The organism is Paeniglutamicibacter sp. Y32M11 (assembly GCF_019285735.1).
Classification (GTDB): domain Bacteria; phylum Actinomycetota; class Actinomycetes; order Actinomycetales; family Micrococcaceae; genus Paeniglutamicibacter.
This window is the reverse complement of sequence record NZ_CP079107.1, coordinates 1519904-1536281: the sequence shown is the minus strand read 5'-3', so window position 1 is coordinate 1536281 and position 16378 is coordinate 1519904. Positions and strand designations below refer to the sequence as shown.

Below are 16378 nucleotides of genomic sequence, written 5' to 3'. Positions count from 1 at the left end.
CACGTTCCTAGAGGATCCCCAGGTAGCGGCGCAGCTCGAACGGGCTGACGTTCTGCCGGTAGGCTTCCCATTCATCACGCTTGTTACGCAGGAAGGAGGTGAAGACCTGCTCGCCGAGAATCTCGGCCACCAGCTCGGACTCCTCCATGGCACGAATCGCATCGTGCAGTGAGCCCGGCAGCGGATCGTGCCCGCTGGCTCGGCGCTCTGCGCTGCTCAAACCCCAGACGTCGTCTTCGGCCTGCGGCTCGAGTTCGTAACCTTCTTGGATACCCTTCAGACCGGCGCCCAGGAGGCAGGCGTAGGCCAGGTAGGGGTTGGCCGCGGAATCAATGCCGCGGTATTCAACACGCGCCGACTGACCCTTGCCCGGCTTGTACAACGGCACCCGCACCAGGGCCGACCGGTTGTTATGTCCCCACGAGCGGTGGCTGGGGGCTTCTCCCCCACCCCACAGGCGCTTGTAGGAGTTCACAAACTGGTTGGTGACGGCGGTGAATTCCGGTGCGTGACGCAGGATACCGGCAATAAACTGTCGTGCCGTGTCCGAGAGCTGGAATTCGCGTCCGGCCTCGAAGAAGGCGTTGGTGTCGCCCTCGAAGAGCGAGAAGTGCGTATGCATGCCGCTGCCGGCCTCATCGGAGAACGGTTTGGGCATGAAGGTGGCGTAGATGCCCTGCTGGATCGCGACCTCTTTGATCACCGTCCGGAAGGTCATGATGTTGTCGGCCGTCTGCAACGCATCCGCGTAGCGCAGGTCGATTTCGTTTTGTCCCGGACCGTTTTCATGGTGGCTGAACTCCACCGAGATCCCCACGGCTTCGAGCATGGTCACCGCGGTGCGGCGGAAGTCCTGAGCGACGCCGCCGGTGACGTGGTCAAAGTATCCGCCCCGGTCAACCGGTACCGGGTAGCCCTCGGCGCCCAGCTCGGAGGAACGCAACAAATAGAATTCAATTTCCGGGTGCGTGTAGCAGGTGAAGCCCATGTCTGCTGCGGCGGCCAGCTGGCGCTTCAGGACGTGGCGCGGGTCGGCCGCGGCGGGCAGACCATCGGGGGTCTGAATGTCACAGAACATCCGTGAGGTGGGTTCGGTTTCACCACGCCACGGGAGGATCTGGAAGGTCGAGGGATCCGGCTGCAAGAGCATGTCGGACTCGTAAATGCGCGAAAGTCCTTCGATGGAGGAACCATCAAAGCCGAGGCCCTCCTCAAAGGCGCCTTCGACCTCCGCCGGGGCAAGCGCCACCGATTTCATGGAACCCACAACGTCCGTAAACCACAGACGCACAAAACGTACGTCTCTTTCCTCAATGGTTCTCAGGACGAATTCCTGCTGGCGATCCACGGCGGGTTCCTTCCACAAGGGGGTGCAACGGCGGCGATTTCCGCCCCACTTACCCACTTTATACGGTCTTTATCTCGAATTTCCCTCATGACATGGAAGGGAGTCATTCTTGCGTTGTGCATTAGTCTTCTGCACATGAGCGCACATCCTTCAACACCCACGAATCCGGCGTCCGCAGAGGGCGCCGCACGGCCCAGAATCCGTCTGCATCACCTCCAAGCTGCCAAAGATCAGGGGAGGAAATTTGCCATGTTAACCGCCTACGACACCATGATGGCGGGCATCTTCGATGCCAGTGGCATTGAGGTCCTGTTGGTGGGAGATTCGGCGGCCAATACCGTGATGGGCTATTCCTCAACGCTGCCGATCACCATGGACGACATGATCGTCTTTGCCAAGTCGGTGGTATCCGGTGCCTCGCACGCTTTGGTGGTGTGCGATATGCCCTTCGGTTCCTACGAGGTCTCCCCCGAGCAGGCGGTGTCCTCGGCCGTGCGATTAATGAAGGAGGGCGGTGTGCACGCAGTGAAACTCGAAGGTGGTGCTATCTTCGCGCCGCATGTGCGCGCACTGGTGGCTGCCGGCGTGCCGGTGATGGCGCATATTGGTTTCACCCCACAATCCGAACATGCTCTGGGCGGCTACCGAGTTCAGGGTCGCGGCGATGCCGGGGACCTTATGATCACCGATGCCCAGGCCCTTGAGGCCGCAGGCGCTTTTGCTGTGCTCATGGAAATGGTCCCCACCAGCACGGCCCGTCGTGTTGATGAAGCACTGCATGTACCCACCGTGGGCATCGGCGCCGGTGGCGCCACCACCGGACAGGTGCTGGTCTGGCAGGACATGCTCGGTTTAGGCAGCGGGAAGAGCGCACGCTTTGTCAAAAAGTACGCGGACTTACGCTCGGTGGTAGCCGGTGCGGCAACCGCCTACCGTGAGGATGTCCTTCGGGGCACCTTCCCGGCGACCGAGCACGAGTTCCCGGAAAGCTAGGGGCAGTATTCGCCCCCTTAGTTTTCCTCTTCCTTTTCGTCTTCTTCGTCCCACTGCTCGTTGCGCTCGCGCACCTTGCTCAGGGCGGCCTCGGCCTCGGCCCTTGATGCGTATGGGCCCAAGAGCTGGGACCAATCCGTTTGGGGTCCGGTCTCTACCACGCCGGTGGTGATGTTGAACCAGAATTCGCCCTCGCCGGGCAATGCGTCACTCATGTTTATCCGTCCCACCGTTCGTTTTCGTGGCGCCGTCGGCGCTCCTTGCCCACCACACTACATCCGCCGACTCAATCCCAGCGGAATAAAATGAACAATGTGCGTGGCCATCGGCTGATCCTGCCCCGCTAGAATGAAAGACATGTCTTCAGCAACAACCGCACCCATCGGATCCCTTAAGCCCGGGACGCCGACCCCGCAACGAACCGTCCCCAACTCGATCGCGCGTCCGGAATATGTTGGCCGTCCCGCACCGCGGAAGTCCGATGCCCCCGAAGTTCGTTCGGCGGAGATCATCGCCAAGATGCGCGTGGCGTCAAAGATCGCCGCGCAGGCACTGGCCGAGGTCGGACGGGCGGTTGTTCCGGGCATCACCACCGATGAGTTGGACAAAATCGGGCACGAATTCCTGCTTGATCACAAGGCGTACCCGTCCACGCTGGGCTACCGCGGATTCACCAAGTCATTGTGCGCATCGATCAATGAGGTCATCTGCCACGGCATCCCCGATACCACCGTGGTGCAGGAGGGTGACATCGTTAATATCGATATCACCGCCTTCATCGGCGGAGTCCACGGCGACACCAATGCCACCTTCTTCGCCGGAGACGTTGATGAAGAATCACGCCTCTTGGTAGAACGCACCGAGGAATCTTTGCGTCGGGCCATCCGCGCCGTCATGCCGGGACGCGAGATCAATGTCATCGGCCGCACCATTTCCGCCTACGCAAAACGCTTCGGTTATGGCGTGGTGCGCGACTTCACAGGCCACGGCGTGGCAGAATCCTTCCATACTGGATTGATCATCCCCCACTACGATGCAGCACCGGCCTACAGCCAGCTCATCGAACCCGGCATGACCTTCACCATTGAACCCATGCTGACCTTGGGAACCATTGAGTGGGACATGTGGGACGACGGATGGACTGCCACCACCAAGGACCGCAAGCGCACAGCACAGTTTGAACACACACTGCTCGTCAATGAGGACGGCGCCGAAATCCTGACCCTGGCCTAAAAATCAGGGAACCCGTTTTAGCCCATCCTTAGAGAAAGATCTCGACTCGTATGTCTGAACGCGCACTGAACCCATCGCCCACAGCCATTGGCATCGATATCGGCGGCACCGGTATGAAGGGCGGCATCGTTGACTTAGCCACCGGAACGCTCATTGGCGATCGTGTCCGCTTCGATACCCCCAAGCCGGCCACGCCGGCTGCGGTCGCCGAGGTTGTGGCGCAGATTGTTGCCGAGTTGGCCACCCGAGCCGAAGCTCCGGATACAAACAGTGCCGTTGGCGTGGCCTTCCCGGCGATCATCCACCAGGGCGTTGCTCGCTCCGCGTCCAATGTGGATAAATCGTGGATCGGCACCGACGTCGATAAATTGTTCACCGAGCGACTGGGTCGCGAGGTCCACGTGATGAACGACGCCGATGCCGCCGGCCTCGCCGAGGCACACTTTGGTGCCGGAGCCGGCGTTGCTGGCACGGTCCTGGTGATCACCCTGGGTACTGGCATCGGATCGGCACTCATCCACAATGGTGTCTTGGTTCCCAATGTGGAACTGGGACACCTGGAAATTGATTCGGCCGTCGCCGAATCCAGGGCCTCGGCCTCGGCGCGGGAACGAGAGGACCTGTCGTGGAAGGAATATTCCAAGCGCCTACAGCGCTTCTTCTCCCACGTTGAGTTCCTCTTCTCCCCCACACTGTTCATCATTGGCGGCGGGATTTCCAAGCGCGCCGAGGATTACCTGCCACGCCTCAGCCTGAACACCCCGATCACGGTGGCTACCTCCAAAAACAATGCGGGCATCGTTGGTGCCGCATTGCAGCAGGGCCTCGATCGGGCCTAATTAATCCGGTAAAAAACTAATGGCGGGTCAGCTTCCTTCTACAACGAAAACTAGTTGTAGAAGGAAGCTGACCCGCCGTTGTTTGTTCTGCAGGGTTTGTGCTGGAGGCAAAGGCCTAAGCCGCTATCGCGCGCTCAGTGGACGTTGTGGGCCGACCGGCCGGTTCTCGCGTTCGGTCCGCAACTTTTTAATGGCAGCCTCAAAATCCTCAAGAGATTTGAAGTCTTGGTAAACACTGGCGAAGCGCAGGTATGCCACCTCGTCGAGGCGCTGCAAGGGTGTGAGGATCGCCAGACCAACCTCGCGAGCGTTAATCTCCGCGGCGCCGCTGGAACGCACGGCTTCTTCGACTTCCTGAGCCAGCAAGGCCAAATCATCGTCGGTCACCGGGCGACCCTGGCACGCCTTGCGCACTCCGTTGATGACCTTGGCGCGACTAAATGGCTCGGCCACCCCCGAACGCTTAAGCACGTTCAGGCTCGTGGTCTCCGCGGTGCTGAACCGTCGTCCGCATTCTGCGCATTGTCTACGACGGCGGATCGCGGTACCGTCGTCGGTCAAGCGACTGTCAACAACACGCGAATCGGTGTGCCTGCAATAGGGACAGTACATGGCACCCCTTCCTCGGGACATTTTCAAGACACAAGTGTGCCCGCGATCAGTTTATGGCTACATATAGCCTAATCACAACACGGTCATTACCATGCGCAGTGGTCTTTAACACAGTGCCAGACAATCTCGGGGCACCGGGCAATCTCAGGCGAAGCGGATGGCCACCGCATCACCGTGGGCCGGCAGATCCTCGGCGTTGGCCAGCGCCACCACGTGGGGCGCCACCACCTGCAACGCCGCGCGGTCATAGTCGATGACCTGTATGGCTTTGAGGAAGGTATTAACGTTCAAGCCCGAGGCAAAGGCCGCGGTGCCGCTGGTGGGCAGCACGTGGTTGGATCCGGCGCAGTAGTCACCAAGTGATACGGGAGCGTGGGACCCAATGAAGATGGCCCCGGCAGCGGAAATTCTTGCCGCATCCGCGTGCGCGTTAGCCGTGTGGATTTCCAGGTGCTCCGCTGCGTAGACGTTGCAGACCGCAATACCCGCGTCGATGTTCGATACCAGGATGATGGCCGACTGCTTGCCACCCAGGGCAAGGCCAACACGTTCTGCGTGCTTGGTGGTGCGGCACTGGTTCTCCAGCGCTTTCCGAACGGCTTCGGCCAAGTCGGGTGAGTCGGTGACCAACACGGCCGCCGCGTTCGGGTCGTGTTCTGCCTGCGAGATCATATCCGCTGCTACATACTCGGGGTTCGCCGTAGCGTCGGCCAGGATGGCAATTTCGGTGGGGCCGGCTTCCGCATCGATACCGACCACGCCCTTGACCAGGCGCTTGGCGGTGGCGACAAAGAGGTTTCCGGGGCCGGTGACCACGTCAACCGGCTCGATGGCCAGAGCCGGGTCTACGCCTCCGGGCACGGCGACGCCGTAGGCGAGTGCGGCGATGGCCTGCGCACCACCCATGGCGTGGACCTCCTCGACTCCCAAGAGCTTGGCAGCGGCCAAGATCGTGGGGTGGGGCAGTCCGCCGAATTCCTTTTGCGGGGGCGAGGCAATGGCCAGGGATCCAACACCGGCGGCCAGGGCAGGCACGGCGTTCATGATCACCGAGCTCGGGTATACCGCTAGGCCGCCCGGAACATAGAGACCCACCCGGCGCACAGCTACCCAGCGCTGGGTGACGGTTGCACCCGTCCCGTATTCCACGGACGTGTCTTCAGGCACCTGGGCCGCGGCAAAGGCACGGGCCCGAGTGATTGATTCCTCTAGGCCGGCACGGACCTGGGGATCAAGCTCCGCCAGGGCACGTTCCATGGCCTCGGCAGGGACGCGGGTGTAGTCCTGTTGGACACCGTCGAACTTCTCGGCCAGCTCGGACAGGGCGGCGAAGCCCTCGGTGCGCACGCGGCCAATGATCGACTCCACGGCCTCGGCGGCGGTGGCGAAGTTCAACTCGGGGCGCGGCAGCACCGCCTTGAGGCTCGCATGGTCAAGGGCTGTACCTCGCAGGTCAAGGTCTTGGAGCGCGGAAAAGGTCTGGGGGCGTACGTTGCTGGTCACCAGATCAGTTTATAGGGTCAGGTGGTCGCGGCCGCGAAAACCGTGGACCCGACCGGCTTAATATTCGTTATTCGCGCTGTGACTTCCGCGCAAAGCTCAGTTGTGAAAGAGTCACCTCATGCGCGTCACACCACCACACAAGGAGTATTGATGATAAAACCATACGGCTCCCTGGAGTCGACCACCGACGGGGTTCGAATCACCATCGAGCGCCACACCACCCATGACCCCCAGCAGCTGTGGGAGGCCTTCACCACCGCTCCGGGTCTGGCCGGGTGGGTGGGGATCCTGCGCGGTTCCACCGAGGGTGGTGATTTGACCTTTTCAATGGTCGAAGACGACGTCGAAGCCACACCGGCGGACGTGCAGATCCTGCGTTGCCGTGCCCCACATGAGCTGAGCTTATCCACGGTAAGCGAGTATGGATCCTGGAACCTTGGATGGGAGATCTCCGGGACGCCCGGCGCCGGAATCATCCGGTTCACTCAGGATCTGGGTCCAGGTGAGGACCCAAGCTCGATCGGACCGGGATGGGAGTACTACCTGGAGCGGGCCCTCGTGCACCTGCGCGGAGGCGACGTCACCACCGTGCAGTGGGACCAGTACTACCCAGCACTGGCCCCCAGCTATACCACTACGGACCACTGAGGATCCGCTTCTCCATTGGCCGCTAGCCGTCCAAGCAGGTCGGGCCCAGCAGGACCTTGAGGTCGCCGAAGAGTGCCGAGTTCGGGTTCACGCGGTATTCCATGCCCAGGCGCATCAGCGATACCCCACGGGTGCTGTGTAGCTTCACCCGCACCTCGGTGGTGCCTTGGTGAACGCGCAGCACCTCCCCGAGGGCGGAGATGACTTCCTCGGTCGCCTTATGGTTAGCCATCGAGATGACCACCGGGCCTCCCTCGCCGTCCTCACTGATTTCCGGAACCGTGAGTTCCTGAGCGTTAAGCGTGATTGATCCGTCGTCACGTTTCTGTACCCGCCCCTTCACCACGACGATGAGGTCCTCGGCCAACACGTTAGCAATCGGCGCGTAGGCGTTGCCAAAGAACATGGTTTCGATGGACCCGGAAAGGTCCTCGATCTCACAGCGCGCATACGGGTTGCCACTCTTCTTGGCAATGCGGCGCTGTAGTGAGGTGATCATCCCGCAGACGGTCACGGTGTGGCCGTCCTGCGGTCCGTCATCAGAGAGCACCTGGGTGACAGACATGTCGGCATTTTGTTCCAGCAGGCCACCCAAACCCTTCAGCGGGTGGTCCGAGACGTAGAGACCGAGCATGTCGCGCTCAAAGGCCAGCTTGTCCTTCTTTTCCCAGTCGGGCATATCCGGAACCGCTACCGTCATGCCGGCCGCGGCGGTGGGATCATCAAAGGCGCTGAAGAGGTCAAATTGGTTGGCCGCCTCATTACGTTTCACGGCAATAACCGAGTCCACGGCCTCTTCGTGGATGGCCACCAGGGCGCGTCGGGCATGGCCCATCGTGTCAAAGGCGCCGGACTTGATCAGGGATTCGATGGTGCGCTTGTTGCAGACCACGGCCGGGACCTTCTGCAGGAAATCTGCGAAGTTCTCAAAGTTGCCCTTTTCCACACGGGCCTCGACCAACGCGTTGACCACGTTGGCGCCGACGTTGCGGATGGCGCCCATGCCGAAGCGAATGTCGTTGCCGACCGGGGTGAAATTCAGCGCGGATTCGTTGACGTCGGGAGCAAAAACGGTGATGCCCATGTGACGACATTCGTTCAGGTACATGGCCGTCTTGTCCTTATCGTCACCCACGGACGTTAAGAGTGCTGCCATGTACTCGGACGGGTAGTGGGCCTTGAGGTAGGCGGTCCAGTAGGAGATCACCCCGTAGGCGGCCGAGTGCGCCTTGTTGAAGGCATAGTCGGAGAAGGGCAACAGGATGTCCCAGAGGGCCTTGATGGCCTCCTTGGTGTACCCGTTGTCGATCATGCCCTGGGAGAAGCCGGCGAACTGCTTGTCCAACTCGGACTTCTTCTTCTTGCCCATGGCGCGGCGCAGGATGTCGGCTTGGCCCAGCGAGAAGCCGGCCAGCTTCTGCGCAATGGACATGACCTGCTCCTGGTACACGATCAGGCCGTAGGTGCCACCGAGGATCTCCCGCAACGGTTCCAAGAGCGTGGGGTGGATCGGGGTTTCTTCCTGGAGTTTGTTCTTGCGCAACGCGTAGTTGTTGTGCGAGTTTGCGCCCATGGGGCCCGGGCGATAGAGCGCGAGCACAGCGGAGATGTCTTCAAAGTTATCCGGGCGCATGAGCTTGAGCAGCGAGCGCATGGGCCCACCATCGAGCTGGAAGACGCCCAGGGTGTCGCCACGGGCCATCAGCTCATAGGCGCCCGCGTCGTCAAGCTCCAGACGCTCGAGGTCCAGTTCCACGCCCTGATTCGCCTTGATGTTCTCCAGCGCGTCCGAAATGATGGTGAGGTTTCTCAGTCCCAAGAAGTCCATCTTGATCAGCCCCAGGCCTTCACAGGTCGGGTAGTCGAACTGGGTGATCACCTGTCCGTCCTGGATGCGGCGCATGATCGGGATGACGTCGATGATGGGATCAGAGCTCATGATCACGCCGGCGGCGTGCACGCCCCACTGGCGCTTGAGCCCCTCGATGCCCTTCGCGGTTTCGAAAACACGAGCAGCCTCGGGATCGGTGGCGACTAGCTGGCGGAAGTCCCCGGCCTCGGAGTACCGCTTGGACTTGGGGTCCTCAATGTCATTGAGTGGGATGTCCTTGGCCATTACGGCGGGTGGCAGCGCCTTCGTCAGGGATTCACCCATCGAGAAGGGGTAGCCAAGCACACGCGAAGAGTCTTTCAACGCCTGCTTGGTTTTGATCGACCCGTAGGTCACGATCATCGACACGCGCTCGTCGCCATACTTTTCGGTCACGTACCTGATGACCTCCGAGCGGCGCCTATCATCGAAGTCGACATCGAAGTCGGGCATCGAAACACGCTCGGGGTTCAAGAAACGCTCGAAGATCAAACCATGGACCAGCGGGTCAAGGTCGGTGATGCGCATGGCGTAGGCAACCATAGAACCGGCACCAGAACCACGGCCGGGTCCAACGCGAATGCCATTGTCCTTGGACCAGTTGATGAAGTCGGCAACGACCAGGAAGTAGCCGGGGAAGCCCATCTTGATGATGACGTCGAGTTCGAAGTCCGCCTGCTTGCGCGATGCCTCCGGGACGCCGTTGGGATAGCGGTAGTGCATCCCCTTGTCGACTTCCTTGATCAGCCAGCTGGTTTCGTCCTCGCCCTCCGGGCAGGGGAAACGAGGCATGTAGTTGGCACTGGTATCAAAGGACACCTCCGCGCGTTCGGCGATCAGCAGGGTGTTGTCACAAGCATCAGGCATCTCACGGAAGAGGTGGCGCATTTCGGCCGGGCTCTTGAGGTAGTAGCCGGACCCCGAGAAGGCGAAGCGCGAGCCGCCCTGGTCGTAGGTCGGCTCATCGAGTGTGGAACCGGAGTTGATGGCCAGCAGGGCCTCGTGGGCCTTGGCGTCGTGCTCGTGGGTGTAATGCAGGTCGTTGGTGGCAACCCGCGGGATGTTTAGTTCCTTGGCCAGACGCAAGAGGTCCTGCGTGACCCGACGTTCAATGTCCAGCCCGTGGTCCATGAACTCGCAGAAATAGTTTTCCTTGCCGAAAAGGTCCTGAAATTCCGCCGCGGCGGCCTTGGCCTCGTTGTATTGCCCGAGGCGCAGCTTCGTCTGCACCTCGCCTGAGGGACAACCGGTGGTGGCGATGATGCCCTCATGGTAGGTGTCCAGCAGATCCCGGTCGAGCCGGGGATACTTGCCAAATACCGAGTCAAGGGAAGCCAATGAGGAGGCCTTAAAAAGGTTTTTCATGCCGGTGTTGTTGTAGCTCAGCAACGTCATGTGGGTGTAGAGACCACCGCCGGAGACGTCATCGCGCTTCTGGCTTTCGTCGGTGCGCCACTTCACGCGGGTCTTGTCATCGCGCGCGGTACCCGGGGTGACGTAGGCCTCGATGCCGATGATCGGCTTGACCCCGGCTGCTGTGGCCTTGGACCAGAAGTCGAAGGCACCGAATAGATAACCATGGTCGGTGGTGGCCAGGGCGGTCATGCCAAGCCTGTTGGTCTCCTCAAAGAGTTCAGTCAGGCGCGCAGCACCGTCAAGCATTGAGTATTCGGTATGCGTGTGAAGGTGTACGAATCCATCGCGATTAGAGCTAGCCACCGATCCAGTCTAGGCCCTCTTCCACGCCTGCGCCCGCCACCGACACCGGTTGTGGGAAGAGGCACCCACACGGGTGTGTGGGTGCCTCCAATGATGTTCAGGTGGGGCTAGAAATTGCCCTCGCGCAACAACTCCAACGAGCTGACCAGGTCCAGCGGATACGAGCTGGTGTACTCCACCCATTCACCGTTAACGGGATGGAAGAAGCCCAGTCGCTGGGCGTGGAGCCATTGGCGGGTCAGCCCTAGTGCTGCGGACAGCTTCGGGTCGGCCCCATAGGTCTGGTCCCCCGCGCAGGGGTGACGCATGGCACCGAAGTGCACACGAATCTGGTGGGTGCGCCCGGTTTCCAAGGTGACCTCCACCAGGGAGGCACGGCCGAAGGCCTCGATGACCTTATAGTGAGTCACCGACGGGCGACCATCCTCCACTACGGCGAACTTCCAGTCGTAGCCTGGGTGGCGCCCCAGCGGAGCGTTAATGGTGCCCTCGAGTGGATCTGGTAGTCCCTGAACCACTGCGTGGTAGATCTTCTTGGGGGTACGTTCCTTGAAGGCCCGCTTCAATGCGGTGTAGGCGCGCTCGGTCTTGGCGACAACCATCAACCCGCTGGTTCCCACGTCCAAGCGGTGAACGATGCCCTGACGTTCGGCAGCGCCCGAGGTGGAGATCCGGTAGCCGGCAGCGATCAGTGCGCCAACCACAGTGGGTCCGACCCAACCTGGCGATGGATGTGCGGCGACGCCGACCGGCTTGTCAATGACAACGTAATCGTCATCGTCGGCAATGATCTTGAGATCTTCCACGAGTTCTACCCTGATTTCTAATGGATCCGGTCGAAGCGGGAGAAAGACATCGACGGTGGTGCCGGCCACGATTTTCTTCGACTTGGACAAGGCTTTGCCAGCAACGCTCACGTTGCCTTCGGTGCACAAGAGAGCTGCCTGGACACGAGAAAGACCTAAACGCGCAACGAGGAAAGCGTCGATGCGCTGGTCGGCCTCTTCGGGCTCGACCAGCAGGGATTCGTTACGTTCGGCATTCACGGCTGATCCTTCATGTCCGGACCGGCGCCCGGTTCGGTGGTGTTCTTTGCTGAGTTCTTTTGTCCATCCAGTTCGCGGCCGCTAAGAAGCAGGAGGCAGATGCCGATCATCGAGCAAACGATGAACATATCCGCAACGTTGAAGATGGCGAAGTTGGGTAGAGCAATGAAGTCAACCACATGGCCGTGGCCGAAGGAGGGGGCCCGGAAGAGCCTGTCGGTGAGGTTGCCCGCCACCCCGCCCATCAGTCCGCCCAGAGCAAGCGCCCAGGGCCAGATGCGAATTTTGCGAACCAGCATGATTGCCACATAGAGCAAAACCGCCGCCTGAATGATGGTGAAGACCCAGGTAAATCCCTCACCCATGGAAAATGCTGCGCCAGAGTTCTTGATGAAATACCAACGCAATAGCGGCGGCAAGACGTCAATGACTTGGCCTTCAAACATGGTGGACACCACGATGCGCTTGGTGATCTGGTCCAAGAGCAGCCCGAGCACGGCAAGGGCACTGGTGGCGATCATGAGGGTTCGGGTGTTTCCCCGGCCGGACCCCGGCGTGGTCGAACCCTGAGACGCAGGGGGTACGGAGCTGTTTTCCATCGTGTCCTTTAACGAATTGTTGGCGGCCGGAGTTCCGACCGCCAACAATCTTAAGCCATCAATATGTGTGGCAAATGGTGAAGCAGATTAGCTGTTGCCCTTGGCTTCCGTGGTGTCCATGGACCCCTTGGCTTCCAGGTCGCGCAGCTGGCCTTCAATGTAAGTCTTCAGACGTGCACGGTAGTCGCGCTCGAAGCCTCGCAGTTGCTCAACCTTGCGCTCCAGAACAGTTTTCTGCTGTTCCAGTGCGGAGAGCGTCTTACGGCTCTTCTCTTCGGCATCGGTGACAAGGCCAGTGGCCTCAACCTGTGCTTCAGCAATGATCTTGTCGCGCTGCTCAACACCTGCGGAGACGTATTCGTCGTGCAGGCGCTGTGCCATGGCCAAAACGCCCGCGGCGGATTCGGCGGAAGTAGCCGGAGCTGCTGCTGCGACCGGGGCCGCTGCAACGACCTTGGCCGGCTCGGCTGCCTTGGGGGCCTCCGGAGCTTTGGTCTCTTCCTTCTTAACCTCGGGAGCCTTGGCGGCTTCCTTGGCCTTGTCGGCTTCGGCCGGCTTGGCCGCAGGTGCGGCTGCTACTGGCGCAGGAACGGACTGAGCGCCTTCGCTGACGCCGGCTTCCGACAGGCGACGACGCAGATCGTCGTTCTCCTGCGTCAGACGACGTAGCTCGACAACGATCTCGTCTAGGAAATCGTCAACCTCATCCTGATCGTAGCCTTCGCGGAACTTCGTTGGCTGAAATCGTTTGTTGACTACATCTTCTGGCGTGAGAGCCATCTGGTCACCTCGATACTTGGTTCTTCTCCCCGAACCGCTGAAGTGCGGCACGAGTACACTTACCGTTTTACTAGAACGCAGCCCGGTGCAGTCGCTGCGCTCATTGTGACAACACTATAACGACTGACCGGGTAAAGGCTAAAAGCAACGGACTTTCTTACCGGAAAGTGATGCCCTTAGCCCTTGTCGCGACCGAAAAACTAGCCTCTTTGAAGGCTTATCTCAACGCCGCCGCTACGCCCAAGTTGTTGACAACAAGTTTGAGCACTATGACGGCGAAGAATAAAATGATGAACGCAAGATCAAGGCGAATTCCCCCGAGATCAAGCGGTTTAATACGTGAGCGTAACCACCGCATGGGTGGATCCGTGGTCTTGGCGATCAGTGTAACGGCAACCAAGGAAATGCCCTGTGGCCTCCAGCTACGCGCAAAAGATTCAGTGATATCAAGCACTATGCGTAAAAGTAGCATGACTTGCAGCACCGTGAGCAGCACATAAAGTAGGGCGAAAATTAGCTCCACGTTTACTTCGAACCCCTGGTTCTAGCTTTGGTTGAAAAAGGTGGCTTGGTCTTCGGACTGCTTTTTGTCCTCACCGAGTACCTCTACCGTCGACGGGGAGAGCAGGAAAACCTTGTTGGTGACCCGCTCGATGCTGCCGTGCAGGGCAAAGGCGAGACCCGCAGAGAAATCGACCAGACGCTTGGCGTCCGCTTCGCCCATATCGGTGACATTCATGATGACAGGTATGCCATCACGGAAGTTCTCCCCAATGATTTTCGCATCATTGTAGGACCGTGGATGAACGGTGGTGATCTGACGCAATGAAGAGTCCTCGTCCCGTGCTGAAGGTGCGCGCTTGATGGGTGTTACCGGAGCCCGGTATTCGTTTTCGATGACAGCTCGGGGTGCCACTGGTGCTACCGGTGCAGGCTGTGCGGCGACCGACTCTTCGCGAACCGGCTCGACTAAGCGCACTTCTTCACGCGCTTGAATGTCTTGCTTCTCGGCCTCGAAGTTCTCGTCACCCTCGGCGAGTCCCAGGTAGATCATTGTCTTGCGCAATGCGCCAGCCATGGTCTTCTCCTTTTAATCGTTTGCGGTCGACGATTGCCGGACCGCAAGTCTCTCCGCTAACTCGACGCTACAGCACCAATTGTCGGTGCTTGAGGACATCGGGGAGAATCGCTCGGTGTGTCGCCCCGCAGAATTATTGCGCTCCACGAGGGCTGATGTTCTTACGTTGCGGCCGAAGCCTCAACGTCCTGCCAGACAAGTCCCGCCAAACGACCGGTTTGTGAATCACGTCGGTAGGAAAAGTAGTTCTCATCCTCGAGCGTGCAGATTCCGGATTGGTTGACCACTACACCCAGCTCGGATAATTCGGTGGCCGCGGCGCCGGGCAAATCCAGCCCCGTGGTGCCGTGATGGGTGGTGCTTTGAATTCCGGGCCGCTGAATGGTGGCTTCCTTTGCCATGGATTCGGGGACCTCGTAGCAGCTGCCACAGATGGCCGGACCGATCCAGGCTTCAATGCTGGTCGCTCCCCCCGAACGTAGACGTTCCACGGTGGCGGTGAGAATGCCGTCAAGCAATCCGCGCCTTCCCGCGTGGGCTACGGCACTGATTCCTCCGCGCGGAGTTGCCCCCACGAAGACCACCGGAACGCAGTCGGCGACCATGACGGCCAGCGGCACCGCTGCGGTGGCCGAAACCAGCGCATCGCAGGTGGGGCCCTGACCCTCAGACTCATCGCCGGTGAGCTCAACCACTGTTGCCGAGTGAACTTGATTCATGTAGGTGAATCGAGATTCACCCAGACCGAGCCCCCGCTCGAGATCGCGACGCCGCAGCAGCACGGCGTCGCGATCATCGGGAACGTGGAAGGCCAGGTTTCCCTCGGCCGTGGAAGTGAACGCAACGTGCACTCGCGGAGCGAGTGCTGATTCGTATCGCAACATGGGCTGTGGAAGGGTTCCGTTCCGGTGAGTGTTTGTCCCTACTTGAGGAAGTCGGGGACATCCAGGTCGTCATTGGTCGCCGAGAGGTCCGGCTCAACAATGGCGGGCAGTTCCTCAAAGCCCTGCTCGGCGGTTGCTACCGACGAGCGAACTTCTTGACGAGGTGCTGCGGCGGGCGCCGTGGCCGGTGCTGCCGGTGCCGACGCGGGTGCTGCCGGCGCGCTGCGCACGATCGGCTGCGGGGCAGCCGGGGTGCTGGTGGCATCAACCTGGTCAAAACCAGCGGCAATAACCGTCACGCGAGCCTCGTCACCCAGGGCATCGTCAATGACGGCACCGAAGATGATGTTGGCCTCGGGGTGAGCAACTTCTTGCACGAGGCGTGCGGCCTCGTTGATTTCGAACAGACCGAGATCCGAGCCACCCTGGATGGAGAGCAGCACGCCGTGAGCACCATCGATGGAGGCTTCGAGCAACGGTGAAGCGATGGCAAGCTCGGCGGCCTTGACCGCGCGATCCTCACCTCGTGCCGAACCGATGCCCATCAATGCCGAGCCTGCGCCCTGCATGACCGACTTCACGTCGGCGAAGTCGAGGTTGATCAAGCCCGGGGTGGTGATCAGGTCGGTGATGCCCTGTACGCCCGAGAGCAGTACCTGGTCCGCTTGGCGGAAGGCGTCAAGGACCGAGACGTTGCGATCGGAGATCGAGAGCAAGCGGTCGTTCGGGATGACGATGAGGGTGTCGACTTCGTCGCGCAGTGCTTCGATACCGTTGTCGGCGCTGGTTGCGCGGCGACGGCCTTCGAAGGTGAACGGACGGGTAACCACACCAATGGTCAGTGCGCCAAGGCCGCGGGCAATGCGTGCGATGACCGGTGCGCCACCGGTACCGGTGCCACCGCCTTCACCAGCGGTGACGAAGACCATATCGGCCCCGCGCAGCACTTCCTCGATTTCCTCGGCGTGATCCTCGGCCGCCTGGCGACCCACATCGGGGTTGGCGCCGGCGCCCAGGCCACGGGTAAGTTCGCGTCCCACATCGAGTTTGACGTCGGCATCGCTCATGAGCAATGCCTGCGCATCCGTGTTGATTGCAATAAATTCGACGCCTCGCAGGCCAACTTCGATCATGCGGTTGACGGCGTTGACGCCACCACCGCCGATGCCGACGACCTTGATGACGGCGAGGTAGTTCTGTGGAGCTGCCACGTCCTGATTCCCTTG

General features: G+C 60.5%; 16 protein-coding genes. 4 read left to right on the top strand and 12 right to left on the bottom strand.

Annotated elements, in window-relative coordinates; translation table 11 throughout:
• Positions 1–7: 7 nt before the first annotated feature.
• The gene (gene glnA / locus KUF55_RS06690) at positions 8–1348 is read right to left on the bottom strand and encodes a type I glutamate--ammonia ligase (RefSeq protein ID WP_132364857.1); all 1341 of its coding nucleotides are present in this window, start codon (positions 1346–1348) and stop codon (positions 8–10) included.
• Between the two features lie 135 nt (positions 1349–1483).
• Here glnA and panB point away from each other — a divergent pair, with 135 nt between their 5' ends.
• Positions 1484–2341 carry a 3-methyl-2-oxobutanoate hydroxymethyltransferase gene (gene panB / locus KUF55_RS06685; protein WP_132364855.1) on the top strand — a complete coding sequence of 286 codons (858 nt, stop codon included), beginning with the start codon at positions 1484–1486 and terminating at the stop codon, positions 2339–2341.
• A gap of 17 nt (positions 2342–2358) precedes the next feature.
• On the opposite strand, the gene KUF55_RS06680 is transcribed toward panB, so the two are convergent.
• The gene (locus tag KUF55_RS06680; protein WP_218818374.1) at positions 2359–2556 is read right to left on the bottom strand and encodes an SPOR domain-containing protein; all 198 of its coding nucleotides are present in this window, start codon (positions 2554–2556) and stop codon (positions 2359–2361) included.
• Positions 2557–2698: 142 nt separating this feature from the next.
• Between KUF55_RS06680 and map the strand changes: the two genes are divergently transcribed.
• Both map and ppgK read left to right on the top strand, forming a co-directional pair.
• Complete coding sequence (gene map / locus KUF55_RS06675; RefSeq protein ID WP_132364851.1) at positions 2699–3574, top strand: type I methionyl aminopeptidase; 876 nt, start codon at positions 2699–2701, stop codon at positions 3572–3574.
• A gap of 50 nt (positions 3575–3624) precedes the next feature.
• Positions 3625–4413, top strand: a complete 789-nt coding sequence (gene ppgK / locus KUF55_RS06670) for a polyphosphate--glucose phosphotransferase (RefSeq protein ID WP_218818373.1) — start codon at positions 3625–3627, stop codon at positions 4411–4413.
• Between the two features lie 123 nt (positions 4414–4536).
• On the opposite strand, the gene nrdR is transcribed toward ppgK, so the two are convergent.
• Both nrdR and hisD read right to left on the bottom strand, forming a co-directional pair.
• A complete protein-coding gene (gene nrdR, locus KUF55_RS06665) occupies positions 4537–5025 on the bottom strand; it encodes a transcriptional regulator NrdR (RefSeq protein ID WP_132364847.1) in 489 nt (162 codons plus the stop codon).
• 144 nt (positions 5026–5169) lie between these two features.
• Complete coding sequence (gene hisD / locus KUF55_RS06660; RefSeq protein WP_218818372.1) at positions 5170–6528, bottom strand: histidinol dehydrogenase; 1359 nt, start codon at positions 6526–6528, stop codon at positions 5170–5172.
• Positions 6529–6678: 150 nt separating this feature from the next.
• On the opposite strand from hisD, the gene KUF55_RS06655 reads away from it, so the two are divergent.
• A complete protein-coding gene (locus KUF55_RS06655; RefSeq protein WP_218818371.1) occupies positions 6679–7176 on the top strand; it encodes an SRPBCC domain-containing protein in 498 nt (165 codons plus the stop codon).
• 22 nt (positions 7177–7198) lie between these two features.
• Here KUF55_RS06655 and dnaE read toward each other — a convergent pair whose 3' ends face one another.
• The 8 genes from dnaE to ftsZ form a co-directional block, all read right to left on the bottom strand.
• Entirely contained in the window at positions 7199–10708 is a 3510-nt protein-coding gene (dnaE, locus tag KUF55_RS06650) for a DNA polymerase III subunit alpha (RefSeq protein ID WP_255557441.1), read from the bottom strand.
• Between the two features lie 164 nt (positions 10709–10872).
• A complete protein-coding gene (locus tag KUF55_RS06645) occupies positions 10873–11811 on the bottom strand; it encodes an RluA family pseudouridine synthase (RefSeq protein ID WP_218818369.1) in 939 nt (312 codons plus the stop codon).
• Positions 11808–12332 (bottom strand): signal peptidase II, encoded by a 525-nt coding sequence (gene lspA, locus KUF55_RS06640; RefSeq protein ID WP_218818368.1) that lies wholly within the window; start codon positions 12330–12332, stop codon positions 11808–11810. Before lspA ends, KUF55_RS06645 begins: the two co-directional genes overlap by 4 nt.
• A gap of 165 nt (positions 12333–12497) precedes the next feature.
• Positions 12498–13190, bottom strand: coding sequence for a DivIVA domain-containing protein (locus KUF55_RS06635; protein ID WP_132364839.1), 693 nt, complete (start codon positions 13188–13190; stop codon positions 12498–12500).
• 217 nt (positions 13191–13407) lie between these two features.
• A complete protein-coding gene (locus KUF55_RS06630) occupies positions 13408–13713 on the bottom strand; it encodes a YggT family protein (RefSeq protein WP_132364837.1) in 306 nt (101 codons plus the stop codon).
• Positions 13714–13734: 21 nt separating this feature from the next.
• Positions 13735–14268, bottom strand: a complete 534-nt coding sequence (locus KUF55_RS06625) for a cell division protein SepF (RefSeq protein ID WP_132364835.1) — start codon at positions 14266–14268, stop codon at positions 13735–13737.
• Between the two features lie 161 nt (positions 14269–14429).
• Entirely contained in the window at positions 14430–15152 is a 723-nt protein-coding gene (locus tag KUF55_RS06620; protein ID WP_218818367.1) for a polyphenol oxidase family protein, read from the bottom strand.
• Positions 15153–15190: 38 nt separating this feature from the next.
• Entirely contained in the window at positions 15191–16363 is a 1173-nt protein-coding gene (gene ftsZ / locus KUF55_RS06615; RefSeq protein WP_132364831.1) for a cell division protein FtsZ, read from the bottom strand.
• Positions 16364–16378 lie beyond the last annotated feature (15 nt).

Coding starts and splice junctions, on each gene's coding strand:
- panB (WP_132364855.1), top strand. CDS start 1,484: ATGAGCGCACATCCTTCAACACCCACGAATCCGGCGTCCGCAGAGGGC.
- KUF55_RS06680 (WP_218818374.1), bottom strand. CDS start 2,556: ATGAGTGACGCATTGCCCGGCGAGGGCGAATTCTGGTTCAACATCACC.
- map (WP_132364851.1), top strand. CDS start 2,699: ATGTCTTCAGCAACAACCGCACCCATCGGATCCCTTAAGCCCGGGACG.
- ppgK (WP_218818373.1), top strand. CDS start 3,625: ATGTCTGAACGCGCACTGAACCCATCGCCCACAGCCATTGGCATCGAT.
- nrdR (WP_132364847.1), bottom strand. CDS start 5,025: ATGTACTGTCCCTATTGCAGGCACACCGATTCGCGTGTTGTTGACAGT.
- KUF55_RS06655 (WP_218818371.1), top strand. CDS start 6,679: ATGATAAAACCATACGGCTCCCTGGAGTCGACCACCGACGGGGTTCGA.
- dnaE (WP_255557441.1), bottom strand. CDS start 10,708: ATGCTTGACGGTGCTGCGCGCCTGACTGAACTCTTTGAGGAGACCAAC.
- lspA (WP_218818368.1), bottom strand. CDS start 12,332: ATGATCGCCACCAGTGCCCTTGCCGTGCTCGGGCTGCTCTTGGACCAG.
- KUF55_RS06635 (WP_132364839.1), bottom strand. CDS start 13,190: ATGGCTCTCACGCCAGAAGATGTAGTCAACAAACGATTTCAGCCAACG.
- KUF55_RS06625 (WP_132364835.1), bottom strand. CDS start 14,268: ATGGCTGGCGCATTGCGCAAGACAATGATCTACCTGGGACTCGCCGAG.
- KUF55_RS06620 (WP_218818367.1), bottom strand. CDS start 15,152: ATGTTGCGATACGAATCAGCACTCGCTCCGCGAGTGCACGTTGCGTTC.